Below are 22042 nucleotides of genomic sequence, written 5' to 3' on the forward strand. Positions count from 1 at the left end.
TTAACAAAATTATAAACGTTCGTTTAATAATTTTAAATTAATTCTGGATAGTTGTACTTTTGTGAATGGATTTTTTTGATTTTCACCATCATAAGGAAAATAGCCTGTATGGAATCTACAATATAGACTTCGGAGCAGTGCCTCCTGATTCCCCATATTCTATAGGAATACATCCTAAAGATATTGCTGCGAATTCTATGAAGGAACAGTTCAGCTGGCTGGAATCAAATATTTCAAAAAACTGTCTGGCTATCGGTGAATGCGGACTGGATTCTATGGTTTCGACCCCCCAGAATATCCAGGAACAGGTTTTTCTGAAACAGATCATGATTTCAAATGAGGTGAGAAAACCCCTGATCATTCACTGCGTAAGAAAGTTTTATGAGGTAATTTCTTTTAGGAAGAGGGCTGAACAGGCGGTTATCATCCACGGTTTTAATAAAAAGCAACGGATAGCGGAAGATCTTCTGAAAAATAATTTTTATTTGAGTTTTGGAAAAGCTGTTTTGTATCATCTATCTTTGCAGGATATTGTAAAGAACATTCCCTTAGACAGACTGTTTTTAGAAACTGATAATGAATATTTTAACATAGAGGAATTATATTTAAAAGTTTCGGAGTTAAAGGGTATTTCTTTAGAAAAATTGAATGAACATATTTTAGAAAATTTAGACACGATAAAGAATGGATAAGTATTGGCTGGAGAGAACAGAGCTCCTGATCAAAGAAGAAGGGCTGGAGAAACTTAACAAGGCAAATATACTGGTAATAGGCTTAGGAGGCGTGGGCTCTTTTGCCGCAGAATTTTTAGCCAGAGCAGGTGTAGGGAATATGACTATTGTAGACGGCGATACGGTGGACATCACCAACGTCAACAGACAGCTTCCGGCATTGCATTCTACAGTAGGGAAACATAAAGTGGAGGTTGTTGCTGAAAGGCTTCTCGACATCAATCCGAAAATTAATTTAATCAAGATCAATGAATTCCTGAATCCGGAAAGAATGGACGAAGTTATTGATTCCAGTAGGTTTGATTATATCCTGGACTGTATTGATAGTGTAACCCCAAAATTATGTCTAATTAAAGCAGCCAAAAAAAGAAAAATAAAACTGATCAGCTCTATGGGAGCAGGCGGTAAAACAGACCCCAGCAAAGTAATGGTAAGGGATATCAGCAAAACGCAAAACTGTTTTCTTGCCAGACAGGTCAGAAAAAGACTTAAAAAAGAAAAGATCAATAAGGGTTTCAGATGTGTATTCTCGAATGAGCTTCAACAGGAAGAAAGTTTGAAAATGACGGACGGAGCCAACTACAAAAGATCTTTCTACGGCACTATCAGCTATATTCCTGCTATCTTCGGATTGTATGCAGCGGCCGAAGTGATTAATTATCTAGTGAAACAAGATTAATGCAGAACTTCAAATACTCCAGAGAAGAAAAACTCAAAAAAAATACTGAGATTGCTTTACTTTTTGAAAAAGGTAAATGGAGGAGCTTTGGAAATCTGAGGATCATTATTCTGAAGGATAAACCTAATCTGGAAGTGGAAAGCCATAAGTTCGGCGTGTCTGTTTCTAAAAAGTATTTCAAGAAAGCAGTATACAGGAACCGGGTAAAAAGACTTTTAAGAGAATGCTATCGTCTGAATAAGGATATGTTTAAGGAGGCTTTTGGAGAAAAAGCATTAGCCATGATGTTTTGGGTTTCTCCCGAAATGCCTGCCAAGTTTCAGGAGGTGGAAGAGCAGTTCATTAAGCTTTGCCAGATGCAGAAAAGATCTTAATGTGTAATAATGTATTAATGGAACAGTGTAGCAATTTACCAATGAGACACGCACTGATACACAAATTTCCGAAACGAAGAAACATTAAAAACAGCTTCCGGATATTGTTGAATTATTTTTTAATCTTAACTGAAATTTTTATCCCGACTATGCATATGATCAGAGAAATCTGTGGAAATCCAACTTCTGATAAAATCAATTGGAATTAAATTTTTACAAAATCTTGCATAGTTTTTGTAATTTTAGGGAAAACAATAAATCTGAAAATTAAAATGTTAGATCAAGTTCCCTATTTTCCTTATATACTCAGTGCTTTCATTGGTATAGGATTGGCCGCTGCTACAGGCTTTAGAGTTTTTCTGCCGATGTTTGCGGTAAGTCTTGCCTCTTATTTTCACTGGATCCCGATGAATGAGCATTTTGAATGGCTTTCAGGGCTTCCGGCACTTATTACTACCGGAATTGCAACAATCGCTGAAATTTTAACCTATTATATTCCCTTTGTGGATCATCTGCTGGATACGATCTCGGTTCCTTTAGCTACTGTGGCGGGCTCTGTTTTATTTGCCAGCCAGTTTGCTGATCTTGGAACTTTTCCGCAATGGGCACTTGCATTAATTGCGGGAGGAGGAACAGCTGCAACCATCAGTTCCGGTTTTGCAGGAATCCGGGCAGCTTCTACTGCAACAACGGGTGGCCTGGGAAATTCTGTGGTAGGAACTACTGAAACAGCAGGAGCAGGAATTATGTCTATACTGGCAATGGCCGCACCAGTTATCGCTGCCGTTTTTGCGCTCATTCTGCTTATTCTTGTTGTTATCTTTGGACGGAAAGCATGGCGGAAACTGCGTGGCAGTAAAAATGCCACTGATACTATATAGAAAATAAGGCTGTACACTTTTCTGTGATCAGCCTTTTTTACTATTTTTTAAGCCTATTTAGCTTTTACTTCTGAAATCTTTTATTTCCTGGATTTTGGACTGGAAATATTCCTTTTTTTCAGGGTTTTTATTGATCAAAATTTCAAATGCTTTAATGGCTTTCGTATAGAGTTTCTGCTCGAAATAAAGATTAGCAAGTGTCTCTGTCATCAAATGAGAAATGTCATCATTCTTTTCTTTGACAACGTAAGTGCTTTCGTCTCTTAACTGACTTATTTTAGGGTTATTTTCAATGAAAGCTTCAATAACCTTTTCCTGAACCGGAGTTTTTTCCTTTTGAGGAGCCACTTCTTCTGTTCTGTCAATCTTAAGCCAGCTCTGCCATGTATTGATAAATCCGGGCACATTGCTGTCAGGTGGTGTTTGTCCGGTGTTTTCTTCTTTGATTTCCTGAACAGACTCTTCTTCTTTCGCTGCTTTTTCTACTGCCAGACTCGAAATATCGGTCCCAAAGAAAGATACATTCATTACTGGTGCTTCTTCTTTCGGCATTTTTGTTTCGATCGTTTCTTCTGATTTTTCAACTTCTTCATCTTTTTCTTCTACAACTTCAGGTATTTCTTCTTCAGCAACAGGAAGTTTTTCCTCTGAGGTTTTTTCAGAGTCTTTTTGAGGTTCTTCAACTGTTTGTGGAACAATTCCTTCTTCTTTATCTTCTATCACCTGTATTTTCTCCTCTTTTGGAGCTTCTGCCCTAGCCTCAGGAACTGTGCTGGTATGGCTGATCATAGAATCAGGCAGATTGGACTCAAGACTCATAGGTTTCCATGCAGAAGCTTCTTCTAAAGTGATTTCGGTTTCTTCTGCTTTTACCTGGATTTCTACAGGCTCTTTATGCTGAATTGGCTGTTCGATTATATCTTCTATTGTTTCCGTAGCAGGTTCTTCAGCTTTTGGCTCTCCTTTTTCCGTGGACCAAAAATGAAAGCTCTGTGTTTCAGCAAAACTGATCTCATAATCGGTAGTTTCCGGCTCTTCATTCTCAGCCTGTACCGCCGGCTGTGTTTCTTTCATTTTTTTCTCTACTTCTTCAATGAGACGCCTCATTTCTTCCTCATGCTTATTCAGATTCGGTTTAGAAATTTCAGGAGCTTCCGCGGTATCATCATTATTTCCCTGAATTTTAACATCCGGCAGAAATTCATCCATCCCATGGAAACTGATCTCTGCATCAGGTTCATTGACATTCTCATCTTCATTAGCAATTTCTGAGACCGCCCCTGTTTCAACAAGTGGAGACTCTTCAACAATTTCAACTTCTTCTGTATTTTGAACGACCTCTGTTTCCGGGTTTAGAGTTTCAACTTCATGAAAGCTTAACTCATCATGTTTATGGATTTTCTGCTCTTCTTCAGGACTTTCAATTTTATTTTCTTCAACAATCAATTCAGGGGTGAAGTTTACTCCGGATTCTGAATCTTCAGACTGTTCATTTTTATACGTAGTCTGTTCGGGTACAATCTCTTTGTTAAGATTTTCCGTTACTGGTTCGTTTTTTTGCGTAACTATTATGCCTGATTCCAGCGTAGATTCAAGATTTATTGTTTCAGAATTTTCTTCGTTGAGGAAATTTTCTTCTCCTTCAAAGAGAATTCTGTTTCTTTCTCCGTTGACATGAATATGCTTGATTTCCCTTGCAGGCTGTATCATACCTGCTGCCTCTTCATATTTGTTCTCCTTTTTTTCGGGAGACTCGTCTCTTTTTATTGGGAATGCCTTCTCTTTATAAGAATACTTTATCGGTTTTTCCAGTGTTTTAGAAGTTTGCTTGCCATCTGCCATTTCCGGTTTCGGTTCACGCTGGATTTTACCGTTGATCAGCTGATAAAGAAGTTTTTTATCTGTGGTATAGGCGGCTGTTGTGGAAAGTTCTTTCTGATAGTTTTCTTTATCATAAAGATGTACCCCAAACAAATGAAGCGCCCTGATGTTCTGAACATAGGGAAAAGCATGAATTTCTTCTTTCAAAAGACCGAGATCTTCTGACTGTATATTTTTGGGACTCTTTAATAATTCTAAAACTCTGGGATTCATCTTACCAATTGGCTACAATATCGTTAAATATCTTATTAATAATTCTGTCTGTTACAAGCTTAACCTGGGAAGTTTCTATCTGGCTCTGGCTCAGGTCGCTGTTGTAAACCGCTTCATCCGAATAGGTTCTGTCAAAACTGGAATCCGGATGAATTTTATTTTCATAATGCACCTTTACAGTGATCGTCAGCTTGCTCTGTGCCTGCTGTACAACACCCCCTGAAGGGTTTGTCAGTGTATTGGAACTGATCGTAGTCGGCGAGAAATTATAGTCTGAAATTTCACCTTCTATCAGTATATCAGGATTTGATTTTGTTCCTTTTAATGTAGTTCTTTGCAGAAACCTGTTCTGGATATCTGTAGAAAACTGCTGGGAAAGGGTAGGGTTCACAAGCGCTGCATTATTCGGAAATTCATTGATCTGGACGGTTTTTTCATCCGTCAATGATGATCCCGTAAAAGAGTAACACTGCTGGAACAGCGAAAGAATTACAAACCCAAATATTATTTTTAATTTACTCATACCGTTTTTATTTACAGACTTCATACAAATTCCCAAAGGTATCGAAAACAACATTCTTATTCCGCATCCAATGCGTATAAGCTGGTAAATAATTCCTATGAAACTATGTAATGCCAGATTTTTCATTCCCTTTTTTAGTCTTCTAAGTTATATTGTTTTATTTTTCTATATAAAGTTCTCTGTGAAATTCCAAGTTCGTCTGCGGCCCTGTTCCTGCGTCCTTTATGCTTCTCTAATGCTTTTATAATAAGGTCTTTTTCATTATTCTGTAGCGACAGAGATTCCGGTCTGTTTTCTTCTACTTCTATATCTTCAATATCTTCATAGCTTTCATCTGCATTTGAAATAATAGTTGGTGCAGACTGTACTACCGGTGATTTGTCTTCAAAGTATAACAGTGAATTCTGTGCTACAGGCTGAGTTTGCTCTGCAGAATAGATCCTGTTGATCAGATTTTTCTCCTGATTGCTCAGGTCAGCTGTCCCCCTGTTTTTGATCAGTTCCGAAGTCAGTGATTTTAAATCATTGATATCGCTCCTCATGTCAAAGAGAATTTTATACATGATCTCTCTTTCACTTCCGAAATCATTCTGCTTTTGGGCATTCTGATTATTTACCACCATCGGAAGGTGGGTTTCCATAGGAATATATTCAGCAAGTTTCTCTACTGCTACCTGTCTGTTTCTTTCCACCACGGTCATCTGCTCTACCAGATTTCTCAGCTGTCGGATATTTCCCGGAAAACTATAATTTTCAATATAATGAATGGCACTTGGCTCCAGTTCCAGTTCCGGCATTCTGTACTTTTCTGCAAAATCTATAGAGAATTTTCTGAACAGTAAGTGAATATCCCCTTTTCTCTCCCGGAGAGGCGGCATGTCGATCTGTACGGTATTCAGACGATAAAATAAGTCCTCTCGAAATCTTCCGTCGTGAATGGCCTTCATCATGTTAACGTTGGTTGCTGCCACAATCCTCACATTGGTCTTCTGAACCTGTGAAGAACCCACTTTCATGAATTCACCGCTTTCCAGCACCCTCAAAAGACGAACCTGAGTCTGCAAGGGAAGTTCTCCTACCTCATCAAGGAAGATGGTTCCGCCATCTGCCACCTCAAAATAACCTTTTCTGGTTGCTGTAGCTCCGGTAAATGCTCCTTTTTCATGTCCAAACAGCTCAGAATCAATAGTTCCTTCCGGAATTGCACCACAATTGACGACAATATAAGGTTGATGTTTTCTTTTGGATTCTGAATGAATGATCTTCGGGATAAACTCTTTCCCGACACCACTTTCTCCAATGACCAAGACGGAAATATCCGTAGGCGCAACCTGGATTGCTTTTTCTAAAGCGCGGTTCAGTGCGGGAAAATTCCCGATAATTCCAAAGCGGTTTTTTATGTTTTGTAAGTCGTTGCTCATAAGTAAATTTTTGATTATTGATTTAATAATCTACAGTTCCTCTATCTGTTTTCTGTAGATTTTGTTGAAGTGATGAGTGTAGACATCTTTCATAGTTTTTCCTTCATCATAAGTCATTAATGCTAACTTTTTTAAATCTAAATAATCTTTGTTCCTTATTTTAGAAACTTTACTTTTAAAGTATATATTCTCTGCAAAGTTGTTTTCCTTGCTTTGTTTTTCAAAATTATCTAAGGCTTTGTCATATCTGCCCAGCTCGAAATAGGTTACTCCCAGCTGGTAATGGTCATACATTCCCTTGAAATATCCTTTTGACGCCAGAGCCTTTTCAATAATTTCTGCAGCCTTTTCTTTCTGTCCTAAAGCACTATAAGACATGGCTTTCACCACCTCTAAATGATAGTCTCCGTTTAAAGATCTTCCCAGATCATCAGGATAGTATTTTTTTAATTCTTCTAAATCCTGGATTGCCCCTTTATAATCCCGCAAAAACTGAAATTTGCACCACCCTCTGTATCCTAAGTGCATTTTAGGATTAGCGGCAACAGCTTTATCAATGAGTATTTTCCAGGTTACAAAATCTCCGTTTTTAAGATATGGAACGGCTTTTTCCATATAGGAATTGGAGAACTCGGGACAAAGACCAATTGCTTTGTCAAAAGCCTCCTGGGATTCCCTGCTTCCCTGCCTGTCTGAAGCCCAGTTGTATAACTCACAGGCTTTTTTGCAATTCTCACCCTCTACTGCATTACAGTTGACCTGCGCAATAGTATTGGTGTAAACGATAAGCAACAAAAAGCTAAGGTAATACCTCTGAAACTTTTCCATTTTCAATTTTATAGGTTAAATACTGATAATAGCCTGCTTTAAAACCTTTTATCTCTTTTGGCATCCATCCGTCCAGCGATTTCGTAAACCGCAGCAGCTTGTCTGCCAGTTCTTTATCCGGAACTATTTCTTTCAGATCTGCATTCATCTGCTGAACTCTGAACAGTCCTGTTTTTCCTTCACAATTTACTAAAAATCTTACGGTAATATAACCGTTCATCTTAGTTTCGGAAGATATTTTTTCATTTTGCAGTTTTTCTATAATGGCCAATTTCTCTCCTTTATAGTTAAACCCCTTTGTTCCCTGATAGTATTGAAGACTGATCAATTTTTCGGGAGTACATTTTTTAAAAGCGGGATCATCCAGCTTTTCATCAAATTCAATGTCTCCTACCGTTACAGGATATTTACTTATGCTTTTCTCGGTCTGACAAGACATCAGCCCAAAAGAAAATAATGTAAGAAAATAAACTGTTCGTATCAAAGGCTTTAAAATTACTCAGCAGTTCTTCCTAAAAGCGTGCCCTGCGTGTTATCATAGACAAAAACGTCCACAATGTCACCAATTTTCTGTCCTTCAAGCATATCGAAAACACAGACTGCATTCTGTGAATTTCTTCCTTTCCACTGGTTTTTATTCTTTCTGGAGATTCCTTCGATCAGAACTTTGTGATGCCTTCCCACATAAGACTCCATTCTTTTTCTGGATAGCTCTCCCTGAAGCGCAATAACCTCAGCCAGACGCTTTTGCTTTATATCAGCAGGGATATTATCTTCCATTTTTTTATGGGCAGGCGTTCCCGGTCTTTCGGAATAAGCAAACATATACCCGTAGTCATACTCCACTTCTTTCATCAGGCTTAAGGTATCCTGGTGATCCTGTTCTGTTTCATTACAGAAACCGATGATCATGTCCTGTGAAAAAGCAATATCAGGAACTATTTCTTTTGCTTTTTTAATTAAATCTAAATATTCTTCACGGGTATGCTGCCTGTTCATCGCCAAAAGCATGTTGTTACTGCCGCTCTGCACAGGAAGGTGAACATATTTACAGATATTATCATGTTTTGCAATCATTCTGAACACTTCAAGGCTCATGTCCTGAGGATTTGAAGTGGAGAACCGGATTCTCATTTCAGGAACGGCTTTAGCAACTAAATCGAGCAGCTGCGCAAAATTAACAGCCGTAGCTTTCTGCATTTCGGAAGCTTTAACAAAATCTTTTTTGGGACCTCCTCCGTACCATAAGTATGAGTCTACATTTTGCCCTAAAAGGGTTATTTCTTTGTATCCATTGTTTAGAAGGTCTTGACATTCTTTGATTATAGAGTGCGGATCGCGGCTTCTTTCTCTTCCTCTGGTAAAGGGAACTACACAGAAGGTACACATATTATCGCAACCTCTGGTGATGGTTACAAAAGCTGTAACCCCATTTCCGCCTAAACGGACCGGATTGATGTCTGCATAGGTCTCTTCTTTTGAAAGGATTACGTTGATTGCATCTCTTCCGTCCTCTGTTTCTTTCAGAAGATTGGGAAGATCTCTGTAGGCATCAGGGCCTACCACAAGGTCTACCAGCTGCTCTTCTTCCAAAAATTTGGTTTTTAATCTTTCTGCCATGCATCCCAAAACACCCACTGTCATATTGGGTTTTTCTTTCTTGAGGTTTTTGAACTGTGAAAGGCGCATTCTTACGGTTTGCTCCGCTTTTTCACGAATGGAGCATGTATTTAAAAGGATAAGGTCTGCTTCTTCTACTTTCAGGGTTGTATTGTACCCCTGCTCATTAAGAATAGATGCAACAATTTCAGAATCAGAAAAGTTCATCTGACAGCCATAGCTTTCTAAAAAGAGCTTTTTAGAATTCTCAGGTCTTTCAGCAATAGCAAAAGCCTCTCCCTGTTTTGTTTCGTCTATATATTTTTCCTGCACAATAATCGTTTTAAAAGTTCAATGCCCAGCATTTAAATTTCAAAGCATCGTGATGAATTTTAAATCCCAAACAAATTAGTCTGCAAAGATACAAAATATTGTGACAGAATGGCAGGGGATTATTTCGGAGGATTAAAGTTTAACGGAAGGGTATAAAAAGATTCAACCGGCTCTCCATATCTCTTTGCAGGTGTCCATTTTTTCTTTCTCATCCTTTTGATTCCGTCTATGATCCTTTGGTCAAATTCAGCATTTCCGGAAGATTCCAGCAGCTTTATATTTTCCATTTTTCCTTCTTTGCTCACGGAGAAATTTACTACGAGCTTAAAGGGCTGCGTCCAGACGAAACCACTGAGATCGATTTGTTTAGCCACTTCTGCTCTGAAACTGCCCATTCCACCAGGCATAGCCTCTTTCGAAGAATTTTGCACAGCTTCCTGTCCTGATAACTTCAGGGAAAATTAACCAATAATGCAAACAGCATTCTAATCATGGTCATATGCATTGGTACTGAAATTAACTTTGATGATGATTTTAGAATCAACAGGAGTATCATCATACATGGCCGGTGTCCATTTTCCTTTGATCTTTTTCATAGCATACAACATTTAACTGTTTTTAATCTTCGGGACAACGTCAAGCTTGTTCATTTTACCTTCCGGTGAAATATTGATTAAAAAAGTTATTTTATCATTGATGGCGTAGCTTTGGGCATCAACATAAGCGATAAAAGGTATTTTTTCATCTGAGTAGTTTATAAATCTGTAGCGATTGACGAGAAATGCATTTTTATTTTGATCTGTGAAGCAACAGACTGACCGTTACACGAAGCGGGAATCCAGTTCTTTTTGATGCGCCTTACCACATATTTCATATCATCAAAAAAATAAGTGCTGTTGGCTACTTTAGGAGTTCCTTCAATATGGGTCACTTTTCCGGTCTGATCAACGGTAAGGGTAAATGTAAAATCTCCGTTCAGCACATAAAAATCTGAATTCAGATAATCATACATAAATTTTTGCAGGGTTTTCTTATAAACGGCTACTCCACCTTCAAACGCTGCGGGTTTAAAATCTGTACAGTTTTTTACAGCAACCTGTAAAAGAGGTTCCTTAATGTCAATTTTCAACAGGTTTTTATTGAGTTCTGCGATCGGATTATCATCTCTGTCCTCCACATCCTGCTGTGCCCATGCGAAGTTTCCCATAAGGAGTGCTATAAATAATGTAAAAGCTTTCATAGAACCATAATCATAAGTTATTGATTTATGATAGCAAATTTAATTATTTAACCTGAGAAAATTGATATTATGGCTGGAAGAAGGAATTACAGCAGTCCTTTAATGTGTTTGTAGTTGGTTTTTACCGTTTCCAGAACTTCTTCCATTTTACCGCCAAGCATCAGCTGAGCCATAGATTTTGTCATTCCAAAGACCTGATCCAGGTCTATCTTCGGGGGAAGAGCGAGTGCATTGGGATTTGTAAAGATGTTAAGAAGATAAGGTCCGTTATAGGCCAGGCATTCTTTAATGGCGTCTTCTACTTCTTCGGGTTTATGAACATTCTTTCCGGGATATCCCATGGCTTGGGCTACCATTGCGAAATCCGGATTAATCATATCGGTTTCATTATCCGGCATTCCTCCTACTTCCATTTCCAGTTTTACCATTCCAAGGGTCCTATTATTGAAAACGATCAGTTTTACCGGTAGCTTATACTGAAAAATAGTTGCCATATCTCCCAACAGCATTGAAATTCCACCGTCTCCGCACATAGCAATTACTTCTCTGTCCGGGTGAGCCAAAGAGGCTCCTATAGCCATCGGCATAGCATTCGCCATCGATCCGTGGTTGAAAGAACCCAGCATTTTTCTTTCGCCTGTTCCGGTAATAAACCGGGCTCCCCATACGCAACACATGCCCGTGTCTACCGTGAAAATGGCATCTTTTTTAGCCAACCGGTCCAAAGTATGTGCAACATATTCAGGCTGAATAGCGTTTTCTTTTCCAAAGTCTTTGACGTAAGTCAGCTGTACTTCTTTTACCTTTTCATAAAATGCCAACTGTTCATTAAGGAAATGAGTATCTGTTTTTTCCTGCAACAAAGGCAACAAAGCTTTAATGGTTTCTTTCACATCTCCCGCCAGACCTAATTCCAGTTTTGCTCTTCTTCCTAATCTTTCAGGACTTTCATCAATCTGGACAATTTTATTTTTTACAGGCATAAATTTTTGGTACGGGAAATCAGTCCCCAGAAGAATCACAAGATCAGCTTCGTGCATTGCATGATAAGCCGATGGAAATCCCAATAGTCCTGTAAGACCCACTTCATTAGGATTATTAGGCTGAATGGCCATTTTTCCGCGGAAGGAATAGCCTACCGGAGCTTTTAGAAACTTTGACAGCTCTATTACCTCAGCACGAGCTTTTTCTGCTCCAATTCCGCAATAGAGGGTTACTTTTTTGCTTTCATTAACCAAAGCAGCCAGATGTTTTAATTCTTCATCGGAAGGCCGTATTATAGGATTCGTCCTGAATATCTGGGCAGAGGTAGATCCCTCCTCGGCTTCAAGTTCCGACACATCTCCCGGAAGCCCGATTACTGCCACTCCTTTTTTGGAAATGGCATGTTGAATTGCCGTCTGTAAAGTTCTCTGCACCTGCTCGGGTCTAGTGATCATCTGGTTATAATAGCTGCAGTCATCAAATAGTTTTATGGTATTGGTTTCCTGAAAATAATCCATTCCCATTTCATCGCTTGGAATCGTGGAAGCGATAACAAGCATTGGAACGTGGGACTTATGTGCTTCATAGACCCCGTTGATAAGATGAACGTGTCCCGGACCGCAGCTTCCTGCACACACTGCAAACCCATCAAGCTCTGCTTCCGCCGCAGCTGCATACGCCCCTACTTCTTCATGCCTTACATGAACCCATTCAATACTGCTTTTTTTAACGGCAATATTAAGATGGTTAAGGCTGTCGCCGGTTACTGCATAAATTCTTTTCACATTGGCATTTTCGAGCATTTCAACAATCTGCTCTGCTATGTTTTTAGCCATAATTAGTATTTTTGGTGTTTATTTTAATTAAGGAATCCCGAAAGGATCGTGAATGGGAAGTATTTAAAATTCTTACCTCTCTCAAATTTAGCTAATAAATTATAATTTCTATTCCTAAAAAGTATTAAAATTTCAACACATTAAAGCTCTTTTGATTACAGTGAAAAGCTTTAAAACACTAACAAGAATGAATTTTTTCCGGTTCATTCAAACAAAAAACTCTGCAGTAATCTGCAGAGCTTCTATAAATTTATATTTGATTTTAAATTACTTCTATCTGATTTCTCAACAGGTCTTCAAACTCGTCTCTTTTACGGATAAGGTGTGCTTTTCCGTCTAAAAACAGCACCTCAGCAGGTTTTAGTCTTGAATTAAAGTTTGAACTCATTTCAAAACCGTACGCTCCGGCATTATGGAAAACAAGAATATCACCTTCTCTTACTTCATTCAGCTTTCTGTCCCACGCAAAAGTATCGGTTTCACAGATGTTTCCTACTACCGTATAGATTCTTTCCGCTCCTTTTGGATTTGAAAGGTTTTCGATCTTGTGGTAAGAATCATAGAACATCGGACGGATCAGGTGATTAAATCCTGAATTTACCCCTACAAATACAGTAGCCGTCGTTTGCTTGATCACATTAGCTTTTACCAAAAGATATCCGCTTTTTCCTACTAAGAATTTCCCGGGCTCAAACCATAATTCGAACTTTCTTCCTGTAGATTTTGTGAACTCGGACAATACTTTTTCTACTTTTTTACCTAAGGTTTTCACGTCTGTTTCTTCTTCGCTATCCTGATAAGGAATTTTGAAACCGCTTCCCATATCCAGATATTTAAGATTTGGGAAATGCTCGGAAAGCTCCAGCATAATGTCCAACGCCTGCAGAAAAACATCCGGATCTTTGATCTCACTTCCTGTATGCATGTGAAGACCTTCTACATTAAGATTGGTGCTTTTCATCACTCTTTCTATATGGCGAACCTGGTGAATAGAGATTCCGAACTTGCTGTCGATATGTCCTGTTGAAATTTTATAGTTTCCTCCTGCAAAAATATGCGGGTTGATTCTTACAAGGATCGGATAAGAGTTTCCAAATTTATTCCCGAACTGCTCAAGAATAGAGATATTATCAATATTAATATGAACGCCCAGCTTCATCGCGTCTTCAATTTCAGCAAGGTCTACACAGTTTGGCGTGAAAAGTATCTTTTCTTTAGGGAATCCCGCCTTAAGGCCAAGTTTTACTTCATTTATTGATACACAATCCAAAGATGCACCCAGATTCTTGACATACTTTAAGATGTTGATGTTGGTCAACGCTTTAGCAGCATAAAAAAACTTCGTGTGTTTTAAAAAAGAAGATGTAAGTTTCTCATATTGGGTTTTAATAGATTCAGCGTCGTAAACATACACCGGCGTGCCATATTCATTGGCAATCTGTAGCAAATCTTTTGAATTCATAATTTGATTTTAACATAAAAAAGGCAGATTCTTCCAAAAAGAGCCTGCCACATTAATTATTTTTATGCAAGACAACTCCTTTAAATATTCCAAACCTTAGAGAACTTTACAGCTCCCTTTTTTCCAGTTTTAATTTGTTTAAAATTTTGCATTGCTTCTTTTTATTTTTTGCAAAAGTACTATTTATTTTTTATTTTAGGAAAATTCATTTGAAATGCATTTTTCCCTGATTAAAAACCGTAAATATGGGTTTCTCTATCATTTAGGTAATGGCAACGTCTCAAAATCACCACGGAGCAGGGCAAGCTGAAGATCATTATGGAGATCTGCAGATGACAAAGAAAGGTCAATTTTCAGTTTTGAAAGCTTGCTGAGTGTTTGTATCTGAGTAAACAGTTCGTAAAAGCCATACGAAATTACTTTTCCGTTTTCAATGATCAGAAACAGTTTCTCACCTAATTTTCTTCCCTGACCCAGCCAAAGTTCATTTCTTTTTCTGAAATCTATTTTTTTTAGGAAAATATTGACATCATTAAATTCTTCCTGCAAGCCAATAAACTGAACGGCCTTTGTTCCCTGGGTAAATGATCTGAATTTCAGGATGGGCTTTTCTGTTTTATTCAGCTTATTTTTCTCAACAATGTACTTATTATTTCTAAAGTAAAGGCCAAAAGGACAGACTTCTCTTTTTTTGATGTTTTTGGAATTAAGGATCAGCTTTGCAATAACATCTGTTCCTGTAAGCTCATAATTGATCTGTTCAACATCTTTCTGAATCTGTTCCCACTTTTTAGACTTGGAATTGAAAACTTTTTTTGAAAACTTATTAATATCCTGAACGTAATCTGATAGAATGATTTTTCCGGCTATGTTCTGGAAATAGACAAAACCTTTTTCATTAGGAAGATCTTGGGTCAGAACTTTAATCTTGTTGATATACGTTTTTGCATTAGTCTCGTCATGCTGTTTCTGGATGATCTCATTTTCAGTATCTTTTGATATTAAAAGTTTGAACAGTTCCAGTGTTGCCCTTGCATCACCTTCAGCCCTGTGATGATTAGTCAACGGAATTCCCAATGATTTCACCAGCTTACCCAATGAGTAACTTACTTCATCCGGAATCATTTTTTTCGCCAAAGGAATAGTGTCTAAAGTACTGGTCTGAAAGTCATAGCCTAGTCTTTTGAAAGACTGGCGCAACATTCTGTAATCAAAATCTATATTATGGCCTACTAAGGTTGTATTTTCAGTAATCTCAATAATTCTTTTAGCTATTTCATGGAATTTCGGAGCTGTTTTCACCATTTTTGGGGTAATATTTGTCAATTTTTGCACAAAAGGGGTAATATCACTTTCGGGATTGACAAGAGATATAAACTGGTCAGTAATTTTCTGACCATCATACCTGTAGATGGCTATATCTATAATGCATTCATGTCTATAACCTGCACCATTACTTTCTATATCTATAATCGAATACATTGAATTGTAGTTATACTGCTGTTTTTTTTAAAATTTATATTCACCAGTAAAGGTAATCCTGCTAAAATAACAAAAAATATATCAAAAAGAGTAAACGGCTCATTGATACTGCTTGTAAACACCATAAAAAGCTGAACCTCTTTTCGTAGCAGATCAGTTTTATATAATTTATTTTAAAATTACTATCTCTTTCTTCCGCCAAGACCAAACATTCCCAGGATGGCTTTTGCGCCTTCACGCATCAAGGTGCTGGTAAATGTTCTTCCGGCCTTACTCTGAAGCACCTGTTCAAACATTCCCGGCTCCTCTTTCACAGGTTTTGTCTTCTGGGCCTGTGCCGGGGTTTGAGCTGCCTGCTCCATTCTGTTGGTCAGTATTTCATAAGCCGACTCTTTGTCAAGGAGCTGTTCATATTTAGCGACTAAAGAGGAATTTCCTGTAAGTTCTGAAATTTCAGCATCATTCAGAATATCCATTCTTGATTCCGGAGAAATCAAATAGGTATGAACAAGAGGTGTCGGGATTCCTTTTTCATCCAAAGCCGTTACAAAAGCCTCACCAATCCCAAGATTCTGAATCAGGTTTGATGCATTATAAAATTCTGTTGTAGGGTAATTTTCAACGGCTTTCGTGATTTCTTTTTTATCTTTCGCTGTAAATCCTCTCAAAGCGTGCTGAATCTTTAATCCCAGCTGAGACAAAACATTTTCAGGAACATCGCCCGGAATCTGTGTGATAAAATAAATACCCACTCCTTTGGAACGGATCAGCTTGACCATCGTTTCAATCTGTGAAAGCAACGCTTTTGAAGATTCATCAAAGATCAGGTGAGCCTCGTCTATGAAAAGGACAAGTTTAGGTTTTCCGCTGTCACCCTCTTCAGGAAAAGTCATATAAATTTCGGCAAAAAGTGAAAGCATAAACGTGGAAAACAATTGTGGCTTATTCTGAATTTCCGCCACCCTTAAAATATTCACCACTCCTTTTCCATCTCTGGTTTCAAGAAGATCATGAACATCAAAGCTTAATTCGCCAAAGAAATCAGAAGCGCCCTGCTGCTCCAGTGCAACGATAGATCTGAGGATAGCCCCTAAAGAAGCCGAAGCGATGGATCCGTAGTTAGCCGCCAGTTCAGCTTTTCCTTGCGCATTATCCGTTACGTACTGCAGAACTTTCTTTAAATCATTTAAATCAATTAATGGAAGACCTTTATCATCACAATATTTGAAAACAATAGACATTATACTCTGCTGGGTATCATTCAGTTCAAGGATCTTGCTTAATAAAACCGGCCCGAACTCTGTCACGGTTGCTCTCAGCTTCACTCCTTTGCCACCGGAAATACTCATCAATTCTACCGGAAAAGCTTGTGGATTATAAGGAAGTTGTGTTTTAGCATACCTTTCTTCAATGATGGGATTCATTTGACCGGCTTCAGCTATTCCTGAAAAATCCCCTTTAATATCTAAAACCAGAGAGGGGATTCCCGCATGGGAAAGCTGTTCCGCAAACACCTGGAGCGTTTTTGTTTTACCTGTTCCTGTTGCTCCTGCAATAAGACCATGGCGGTTGATGGTTTTCAAAGGAATTGTAACGTTAACTTCCGGTACTACTTCTCCGTCCAACATCCCTTTTCCCAATATAATGTGTTCTCCTTTCGGAGTATATCTTGCATTTAGTTCTTCAATAAATTGTGTTTTATCTGCCATCTGATCTTTTTTAACTGATAAATATAAAATTTTTTATAAAATATTCGGTCATTAAAGTCATATTACATGATTAAATTTAGTCTTAACTTGTACAAATAATACTTAATTTGGTATAAGCAAGTACAACTCATTTAATATGCAGCATTCCATTATGTTCAAGAAAAATTTACTGATTATTTTTTCTCTTGTATTCGTAACTGTTTTCTCCCAACAAAGGACGCAGCCCGTCAAGCTAGCAGTAAAAGGAGACTATACCCATGAATCTACTTCCGCTATATTCCCGGAATTATGGTCCGGATTTCAGCGGGAAGCGATCTACTCTTATGATCTTAAAAACAATCATTTGGCAGTAGGATATGTTCAACAAAAAACGAAAAAAAATAAAACAACACTTACTATATACATTTATCCTAAAAAAGAAATTGATAATCAGCTATTAAGAAATGAGCAGAACACCCGACATCGTTCTATCTCCCGTTGTTAAAAGAGATTCTATGATGATTAATTCTACGATTGCAGCCGCACAAGCAAAAATTGAATGGCTGGGTACTCATTTAGAAAAGAAAGAACTGCTCACAGGCTTCTGTGATATGAATATTGAATCTGAGACATTTGCCATTGAAAAAATGATAGAATTTTATAAAACCCATGAAAAAGATTGGGCGATGGACCGGGATACTAAAAAGTATTTTGATGAAATGATCAGAATAGCAGACAACGGAAAAATTAAAGATCACATTTACGAAAAGTATAACAGATTGATTAATTATGAACAAGGTGCAGCCAGAAAAGACGATTATATCCAGTTCAAGATAGACAAAAATATTTCAGAAGATACCAATCAGATTTTATACAAAATATTTTATAAATTAGAATAAATAAAGTGTATATAGATTAATTCTATCATTATAGTTTCCCTATAATGACCCGTTTTAAAAATAAAACCCGATTTTTGTAGATTAATATCAACAACAAAATTGTTTATAAATAAGATGAAAGTTGAACAAATATACACCGGATGCCTTGCCCAGGGAGCATACTATATTGTATCAGAAAATGAAGCTGTGATTATTGATCCGCTAAGAGAGGTTAAACCTTATCTGGATCGCCTTGACAAAGACAATGTTACCTTAAAATATATTTTCGAGACCCATTTCCACGCTGATTTTGTTTCAGGACATTTGGATCTAAGTAAAAAAACAGGAGCTCCTATTGTATATGGACCTACTGCTCAACCTGAATTTGAGGCTATCATTGCTGAAGACAACCAGATTTTTGAGATCGGAAAAATAAAAATAAAAGTACTGCATACTCCGGGACATACCATGGAGAGCACAACCTATCTTTTAATTGACGAAAACGGTACTGAAACTGCTATTTTTACTGGTGACACTCTGTTTTTAGGTGATGTTGGAAGGCCCGACCTCGCGCAAAAAGCGACTAATCTTACTCAGGAAGATCTTGCAGGAATCCTGTATGACAGCCTTCATGCCAAAATTTTACCACTTGACGACAGCATTACAGTATATCCCGCACACGGAGCTGGTTCAGCATGTGGAAAGAATATGCAGAAGGAAACCGTAGATATTTTGGGAAATCAGAAAAAGACCAATTACGCGCTTAATCAACCGGACAAAGAATCCTTTATCAGAGAAGTTCTTGACGGTCTTACTGCTCCTCCGAAATACTTCGGAATGAATGTCGCTATGAATAAAGGTGGCTATGAAAGCATGGATGTTGTAATGAACAAAGGCCTGAATCCTGTTGCTGTAGAAGATTTCGAAGCATTGGCGGAAGAAAGCGGAGCATTGATTTTAGATACAAGAAGCCCGGCGGAATTCCATAAGGGATTTATTCCGAATTCTATCAACATTGGCCTTAAGGGAGATTTTGCCCCTTGGGTAGGAAATATGATCGTAGATGTAAAACACCCAATTCTGCTTGTAAGTGATGAAGGTACTGAAGAAGAAGTAATCACAAGATTAAGCAGGGTAGGTTTTGATAATGTTTTGGGGTACCTGGGCGGGAGTTTCAATACCTGGAAAGATGCTGGTAAAGAAACGGATGAGATTAAAAGGATCTCTCCTGCTGAATTTGCAGAACAGTTCACTGAAAACACTAAAGTTATTGACGTAAGAAAATTAAGCGAGTATTCCGCTGAACATGTTGACAATGCATTTAACAAGCCACTAGACACGATCAGTGACTGGGTAAAAACCATTGACGACTCTGAACATTTCTTCCTTCACTGTGCCGGGGGGTACAGAAGCATGATTGCAGCAAGCATACTTAACTCACACGGAATCAGGAATTTTACTGAAATAGAAGGTGGCTTCAACGGCATCAAAAAGATAGAAAAATTGCCTACAACAGATTTTGTGTGCCAATCAAAAACATTGTAACATGATAAAAGGAAAGGTTGCAGGATACTTCGTTGCTATTATTTTAACGTTAACAGCCTGTACAACAAAAAGTAACAGCCTCGCCCAAAAGGTTGACATCAGAGAAATGGTCAACAGTTCAGATGTCACTTTAGTCGATGTAAGAATTCCTGAACAATATCAGGCAGGAACCGCAAAAGGGGCCGTCAATATTCCACTGGCTGAAATACACAACAATATTGATTCGCTTAAAGGCCAGAAAGTTGTGGTCTTCTGTAATAAAGGAATTCAGGCTGATCAGGCTATGGAAATCTTAAAGAAAAATGGAGTGGAAGCTTATGACGGCACCAGCCTGCAAAATGTGAAAGGAATTCAGAACGAGAAAAAATTCGGAAAATAAAAATACTATATCATTAAGATTTATTTTTTTGAATCTTAATGGTTTAAATAAAAAACCAAAACTATGTCACAAAAGTTTCAAGAAATCATTAATTCGGAAAGGCCGGTACTTATTGACTTTTTTGCCACATGGTGCCAGCCGTGCAAAGTACAGTCATCCGTATTGAATACCGTAAAGGAAAATATTGGCGATGGTGCCAGAATTATCAAAGTAGATGTGGACCAATATCCGGCTATTGCTGCACAATATGGTGTACGTGGAGTTCCTACCTTGGCTGTCTTTAAAAATGGTGAGCTTTTATGGAAAGAGAGCGGTGTACATGATGTGAATACACTCACTGAGCTGCTTAAACAATATGCTTAATCAGGTGAGGCTAAGGCTGAGATTCAATCCTAACCTTAGCCTCAACCTGAATCTATAATTCAATTGAAAATTGGTCTCTGTCATTCAGAAACTGGAAGTGCTGTCTGAAGTCTTTTAATTCATCCATATTCCACTCTGCGGCCACAATATTTCCATTCTTTTGTGAAATTTCTGTTCCATCTGCAAAAAAGCAATGTGAACTTTCCTGATAAAAAAGACCATTCCCATCGCTCCCGATTCTGTTTAAACCAAATACAAAAGACAGATTTTCTATTGCTCTGGCTTTTAACAGATGCTCCCAGGCTCCTACTCTTTTTTCAGGCCAGTTGGCCACATACAAAATAGCATCGTAATCATCATTATTTCTTGCAAAAACCGGAAAACGAAGGTCATAACACACCTGCAGTAAGATTCGGAATCCTTTATAATTTACAATAACCCTTTTATCTCCGGGAGAATACACTTTATCTTCTCCCGAAAAAGAAAACAGGTGTCTTTTATCATAGAAAACAGTTTCTAAGCCAGGCTGAACGAAATACATTCTGTTATAAAACTTCCCGCCTTGTTCTACCGGAGCGCTTCCGCAAACGGCGGCATTTTTTTCTTTTGAGATTTTTTTCAGGAACTCGAGGGATTCTTCATTTCTGTCTGAAACTTCAGCAGCATCCATACAGAAACCGGTAGAGAACATTTCCGGAAGCAGGAAAATATCAGCTTCCACATCTTTAAACTGATCTTCGATCAATTGAAAATTTTTGTCTTTATTTTTCCAGACAATATCCAAATTAAGTCCTGCAATTCTCATACACTTTGTTAAATAACTTCAATAAAAATACGATTTTTCAATGATTTCGGTTCTATTTTTGATGAGGATATTTCATTATTATCATTTTATAAAAAGTAAAGTTTATGAAGAAATTGTTATTTGTGTTGATGATTGCTTTTTTCGGAACGGCAGCCAACGCACAGGCGTACACCGGTAAAGGTGACCAAAAGATTCAGCTGGGACTGAGTGCCTGGGGATACGGAACAGGAGTTACGGGAACTTATGATTATGGACTGAACAAGCTGATATCTGTTGGAGCTGGACTTAATGCTTATTTCGGAGATTATAAAGACCATGATAAAGACAACCGTGTTTTTGTTTTCGGAAGATTGAATTTCCATCTTAATGAAGCACTTGATTTACCTGCAAAATGGGACATTTATCCGGGGGTTGATGTTGGTGTACTTGGTAAAGATTTTGGAATTGGAGCACATATTGGAGCCCGTTACTTTTTCACGGAGAAAGTGGGCGTTTTTGCAGAAGTAGGTAACAACGGCAGCATAGGTGTTTCTTTTAATCTGTAAGATTCTTTAAATATATGACAAAGCTTCTCATTTAGAGGGGCTTTTTATTTGGCATAGTTTTGATAATTGTTACCTTTGCAAATTAAAATCTAAAATTTATTAATGGAATTAGCAATCAAGATTTTCCAGTTCATACTAAGTATTTCTATTTTAGTGGTTCTTCATGAGCTTGGACACTTTTTACCGGCAAAATGGTTTAAGACCAGAGCTGAGAAATTCTTCCTGTTTTTCGATCCATGGTTTTCTATCTTTTCAATGAAGAAGATCAACGGAAAATGGCAGTATAAATTTCTTTCGAAAAACCTTCCGGACACAGAAACTATCGTAGTAGACGGGAAAGAGACAGAAGTTCCTATCGATATATCAAAACTT

General features: G+C 37.9%; 24 protein-coding genes. 11 read left to right on the forward strand and 13 right to left on the reverse strand.

Annotated elements, in window-relative coordinates; all coding sequences use genetic code 11:
• Positions 1–65: 65 nt before the first annotated feature.
• The 4 genes from DRF60_RS19305 (at position 66) to DRF60_RS19320 (ending at position 2665) form a co-directional block, all read left to right on the forward strand.
• Positions 66–692: a TatD family hydrolase gene (locus DRF60_RS19305; RefSeq protein ID WP_116014623.1), complete on the forward strand. Its 627-nt coding sequence runs from the start codon at positions 66–68 to the stop codon at positions 690–692.
• Positions 685–1410, forward strand: coding sequence for a tRNA threonylcarbamoyladenosine dehydratase (locus tag DRF60_RS19310; protein ID WP_116014625.1), 726 nt, complete (start codon positions 685–687; stop codon positions 1408–1410). Before DRF60_RS19305 ends, DRF60_RS19310 begins: the two co-directional genes overlap by 8 nt.
• Positions 1410–1784 carry a ribonuclease P protein component gene (gene rnpA / locus DRF60_RS19315; RefSeq protein ID WP_116014628.1) on the forward strand — a complete coding sequence of 125 codons (375 nt, stop codon included), beginning with the start codon at positions 1410–1412 and terminating at the stop codon, positions 1782–1784. The genes DRF60_RS19310 and rnpA overlap by 1 nt, the downstream gene beginning before the upstream one ends.
• Positions 1785–2056: 272 nt before the next feature.
• The gene (locus DRF60_RS19320) at positions 2057–2665 is read left to right on the forward strand and encodes a DUF4126 domain-containing protein (protein WP_116014630.1); all 609 of its coding nucleotides are present in this window, start codon (positions 2057–2059) and stop codon (positions 2663–2665) included.
• Between the two features lie 57 nt (positions 2666–2722).
• Here DRF60_RS19320 and DRF60_RS19325 read toward each other — a convergent pair whose 3' ends face one another.
• From DRF60_RS19325 to DRF60_RS19380, 12 genes are all read right to left on the reverse strand, one after another.
• Positions 2723–4759 carry a hypothetical protein gene (locus tag DRF60_RS19325; protein WP_116014633.1) on the reverse strand — a complete coding sequence of 679 codons (2037 nt, stop codon included), beginning with the start codon at positions 4757–4759 and terminating at the stop codon, positions 2723–2725.
• Between the two features lies 1 nt (position 4760).
• Positions 4761–5282 (reverse strand): LPS assembly lipoprotein LptE, encoded by a 522-nt coding sequence (lptE, locus tag DRF60_RS19330; RefSeq protein WP_238640249.1) that lies wholly within the window; start codon positions 5280–5282, stop codon positions 4761–4763.
• A 134-nt stretch (positions 5283–5416) separates the two neighbouring features.
• Positions 5417–6703 (reverse strand): sigma-54 interaction domain-containing protein, encoded by a 1287-nt coding sequence (locus tag DRF60_RS19335; protein ID WP_116014638.1) that lies wholly within the window; start codon positions 6701–6703, stop codon positions 5417–5419.
• Positions 6704–6733: 30 nt separating this feature from the next.
• Positions 6734–7531, reverse strand: a complete 798-nt coding sequence (locus tag DRF60_RS19340) for a tetratricopeptide repeat protein (protein WP_116014641.1) — start codon at positions 7529–7531, stop codon at positions 6734–6736.
• Positions 7503–8015, reverse strand: a complete 513-nt coding sequence (locus DRF60_RS19345; protein WP_123902707.1) for a hypothetical protein — start codon at positions 8013–8015, stop codon at positions 7503–7505. Before DRF60_RS19345 ends, DRF60_RS19340 begins: the two co-directional genes overlap by 29 nt.
• Positions 8016–8026: 11 nt before the next feature.
• Complete coding sequence (gene miaB / locus DRF60_RS19350) at positions 8027–9463, reverse strand: tRNA (N6-isopentenyl adenosine(37)-C2)-methylthiotransferase MiaB (protein ID WP_116014646.1); 1437 nt, start codon at positions 9461–9463, stop codon at positions 8027–8029.
• Positions 9464–9582: 119 nt separating this feature from the next.
• A complete protein-coding gene (locus DRF60_RS19355; RefSeq protein ID WP_116014649.1) occupies positions 9583–9894 on the reverse strand; it encodes an energy transducer TonB in 312 nt (103 codons plus the stop codon).
• A 323-nt stretch (positions 9895–10217) separates the two neighbouring features.
• Positions 10218–10703: a hypothetical protein gene (locus DRF60_RS19360; protein WP_238640248.1), complete on the reverse strand. Its 486-nt coding sequence runs from the start codon at positions 10701–10703 to the stop codon at positions 10218–10220.
• A gap of 86 nt (positions 10704–10789) precedes the next feature.
• Positions 10790–12523, reverse strand: coding sequence for a thiamine pyrophosphate-dependent enzyme (locus DRF60_RS19365; protein ID WP_116014652.1), 1734 nt, complete (start codon positions 12521–12523; stop codon positions 10790–10792).
• Between the two features lie 262 nt (positions 12524–12785).
• Entirely contained in the window at positions 12786–13985 is a 1200-nt protein-coding gene (lysA, locus tag DRF60_RS19370; RefSeq protein ID WP_185144606.1) for a diaminopimelate decarboxylase, read from the reverse strand.
• A 258-nt stretch (positions 13986–14243) separates the two neighbouring features.
• Complete coding sequence (locus DRF60_RS19375; RefSeq protein ID WP_116014658.1) at positions 14244–15467, reverse strand: 3'-5' exonuclease; 1224 nt, start codon at positions 15465–15467, stop codon at positions 14244–14246.
• A gap of 182 nt (positions 15468–15649) precedes the next feature.
• The gene (locus DRF60_RS19380; RefSeq protein WP_116014661.1) at positions 15650–17176 is read right to left on the reverse strand and encodes a helicase HerA-like domain-containing protein; all 1527 of its coding nucleotides are present in this window, start codon (positions 17174–17176) and stop codon (positions 15650–15652) included.
• A gap of 136 nt (positions 17177–17312) precedes the next feature.
• On the opposite strand from DRF60_RS19380, the gene DRF60_RS19385 reads away from it, so the two are divergent.
• From DRF60_RS19385 to DRF60_RS19405, 5 genes are all read left to right on the forward strand, one after another.
• A complete protein-coding gene (locus DRF60_RS19385) occupies positions 17313–17660 on the forward strand; it encodes a hypothetical protein (RefSeq protein WP_116014664.1) in 348 nt (115 codons plus the stop codon).
• Positions 17620–18054, forward strand: coding sequence for a hypothetical protein (locus tag DRF60_RS19390; RefSeq protein WP_123902708.1), 435 nt, complete (start codon positions 17620–17622; stop codon positions 18052–18054). Before DRF60_RS19385 ends, DRF60_RS19390 begins: the two co-directional genes overlap by 41 nt.
• Before the next feature lie 114 nt (positions 18055–18168).
• A complete protein-coding gene (locus DRF60_RS19395) occupies positions 18169–19578 on the forward strand; it encodes an MBL fold metallo-hydrolase (protein WP_116014669.1) in 1410 nt (469 codons plus the stop codon).
• Position 19579: 1 nt separating this feature from the next.
• Complete coding sequence (locus DRF60_RS19400) at positions 19580–19957, forward strand: rhodanese-like domain-containing protein (protein WP_116014671.1); 378 nt, start codon at positions 19580–19582, stop codon at positions 19955–19957.
• A gap of 63 nt (positions 19958–20020) precedes the next feature.
• Entirely contained in the window at positions 20021–20320 is a 300-nt protein-coding gene (locus tag DRF60_RS19405) for a thioredoxin family protein (RefSeq protein WP_116014674.1), read from the forward strand.
• Positions 20321–20372: 52 nt separating this feature from the next.
• Here the strand turns inward: DRF60_RS19405 and DRF60_RS19410 are convergent, their stop codons facing one another.
• Positions 20373–21125 (reverse strand): nitrilase-related carbon-nitrogen hydrolase, encoded by a 753-nt coding sequence (locus tag DRF60_RS19410; RefSeq protein WP_116014676.1) that lies wholly within the window; start codon positions 21123–21125, stop codon positions 20373–20375.
• A gap of 104 nt (positions 21126–21229) precedes the next feature.
• On the opposite strand from DRF60_RS19410, the gene DRF60_RS19415 reads away from it, so the two are divergent.
• Both DRF60_RS19415 and DRF60_RS19420 read left to right on the forward strand, forming a co-directional pair.
• On the forward strand, positions 21230–21670 hold the full coding sequence (locus DRF60_RS19415) for a DUF6646 family protein (protein WP_116014679.1): 441 nt from the start codon (positions 21230–21232) through the stop codon (positions 21668–21670).
• A 102-nt stretch (positions 21671–21772) separates the two neighbouring features.
• Positions 21773–22042, forward strand: a 270-nt coding sequence (locus DRF60_RS19420) for a site-2 protease family protein (RefSeq protein WP_185144607.1), incomplete at its 3' end; no start/stop codon positions are given.

This window comes from Chryseobacterium elymi (assembly GCF_003385495.1).
In the GTDB taxonomy this organism is placed as follows: domain Bacteria; phylum Bacteroidota; class Bacteroidia; order Flavobacteriales; family Weeksellaceae; genus Chryseobacterium; species Chryseobacterium elymi.

What these genes read in the sequence shown, in the direction of transcription:
- DRF60_RS19305 (WP_116014623.1), top strand. Translation starts at nt 66, where the DNA reads ATGGATTTTTTTGATTTTCACCATCATAAGGAAAATAGCCTGTATGGA.
- DRF60_RS19310 (WP_116014625.1), top strand. Translation starts at nt 685, where the DNA reads ATGGATAAGTATTGGCTGGAGAGAACAGAGCTCCTGATCAAAGAAGAA.
- rnpA (WP_116014628.1), top strand. Translation starts at nt 1,410, where the DNA reads ATGCAGAACTTCAAATACTCCAGAGAAGAAAAACTCAAAAAAAATACT.
- DRF60_RS19320 (WP_116014630.1), top strand. Translation starts at nt 2,057, where the DNA reads ATGTTAGATCAAGTTCCCTATTTTCCTTATATACTCAGTGCTTTCATT.
- DRF60_RS19325 (WP_116014633.1), bottom strand. Translation starts at nt 4,759, where the DNA reads ATGAATCCCAGAGTTTTAGAATTATTAAAGAGTCCCAAAAATATACAG.
- lptE (WP_238640249.1), bottom strand. Translation starts at nt 5,282, where the DNA reads ATGAGTAAATTAAAAATAATATTTGGGTTTGTAATTCTTTCGCTGTTC.
- DRF60_RS19335 (WP_116014638.1), bottom strand. Translation starts at nt 6,703, where the DNA reads ATGAGCAACGACTTACAAAACATAAAAAACCGCTTTGGAATTATCGGG.
- DRF60_RS19340 (WP_116014641.1), bottom strand. Translation starts at nt 7,531, where the DNA reads ATGGAAAAGTTTCAGAGGTATTACCTTAGCTTTTTGTTGCTTATCGTT.
- DRF60_RS19360 (WP_238640248.1), bottom strand. Translation starts at nt 10,703, where the DNA reads ATGAAAGCTTTTACATTATTTATAGCACTCCTTATGGGAAACTTCGCA.
- DRF60_RS19365 (WP_116014652.1), bottom strand. Translation starts at nt 12,523, where the DNA reads ATGGCTAAAAACATAGCAGAGCAGATTGTTGAAATGCTCGAAAATGCC.
- lysA (WP_185144606.1), bottom strand. Translation starts at nt 13,985, where the DNA reads ATGAATTCAAAAGATTTGCTACAGATTGCCAATGAATATGGCACGCCG.
- DRF60_RS19375 (WP_116014658.1), bottom strand. Translation starts at nt 15,467, where the DNA reads ATGTATTCGATTATAGATATAGAAAGTAATGGTGCAGGTTATAGACAT.
- DRF60_RS19380 (WP_116014661.1), bottom strand. Translation starts at nt 17,176, where the DNA reads ATGGCAGATAAAACACAATTTATTGAAGAACTAAATGCAAGATATACT.
- DRF60_RS19385 (WP_116014664.1), top strand. Translation starts at nt 17,313, where the DNA reads ATGCAGCATTCCATTATGTTCAAGAAAAATTTACTGATTATTTTTTCT.
- DRF60_RS19390 (WP_123902708.1), top strand. Translation starts at nt 17,620, where the DNA reads ATGAGCAGAACACCCGACATCGTTCTATCTCCCGTTGTTAAAAGAGAT.
- DRF60_RS19395 (WP_116014669.1), top strand. Translation starts at nt 18,169, where the DNA reads ATGAAAGTTGAACAAATATACACCGGATGCCTTGCCCAGGGAGCATAC.
- DRF60_RS19400 (WP_116014671.1), top strand. Translation starts at nt 19,580, where the DNA reads ATGATAAAAGGAAAGGTTGCAGGATACTTCGTTGCTATTATTTTAACG.
- DRF60_RS19405 (WP_116014674.1), top strand. Translation starts at nt 20,021, where the DNA reads ATGTCACAAAAGTTTCAAGAAATCATTAATTCGGAAAGGCCGGTACTT.
- DRF60_RS19410 (WP_116014676.1), bottom strand. Translation starts at nt 21,125, where the DNA reads ATGAGAATTGCAGGACTTAATTTGGATATTGTCTGGAAAAATAAAGAC.
- DRF60_RS19415 (WP_116014679.1), top strand. Translation starts at nt 21,230, where the DNA reads ATGAAGAAATTGTTATTTGTGTTGATGATTGCTTTTTTCGGAACGGCA.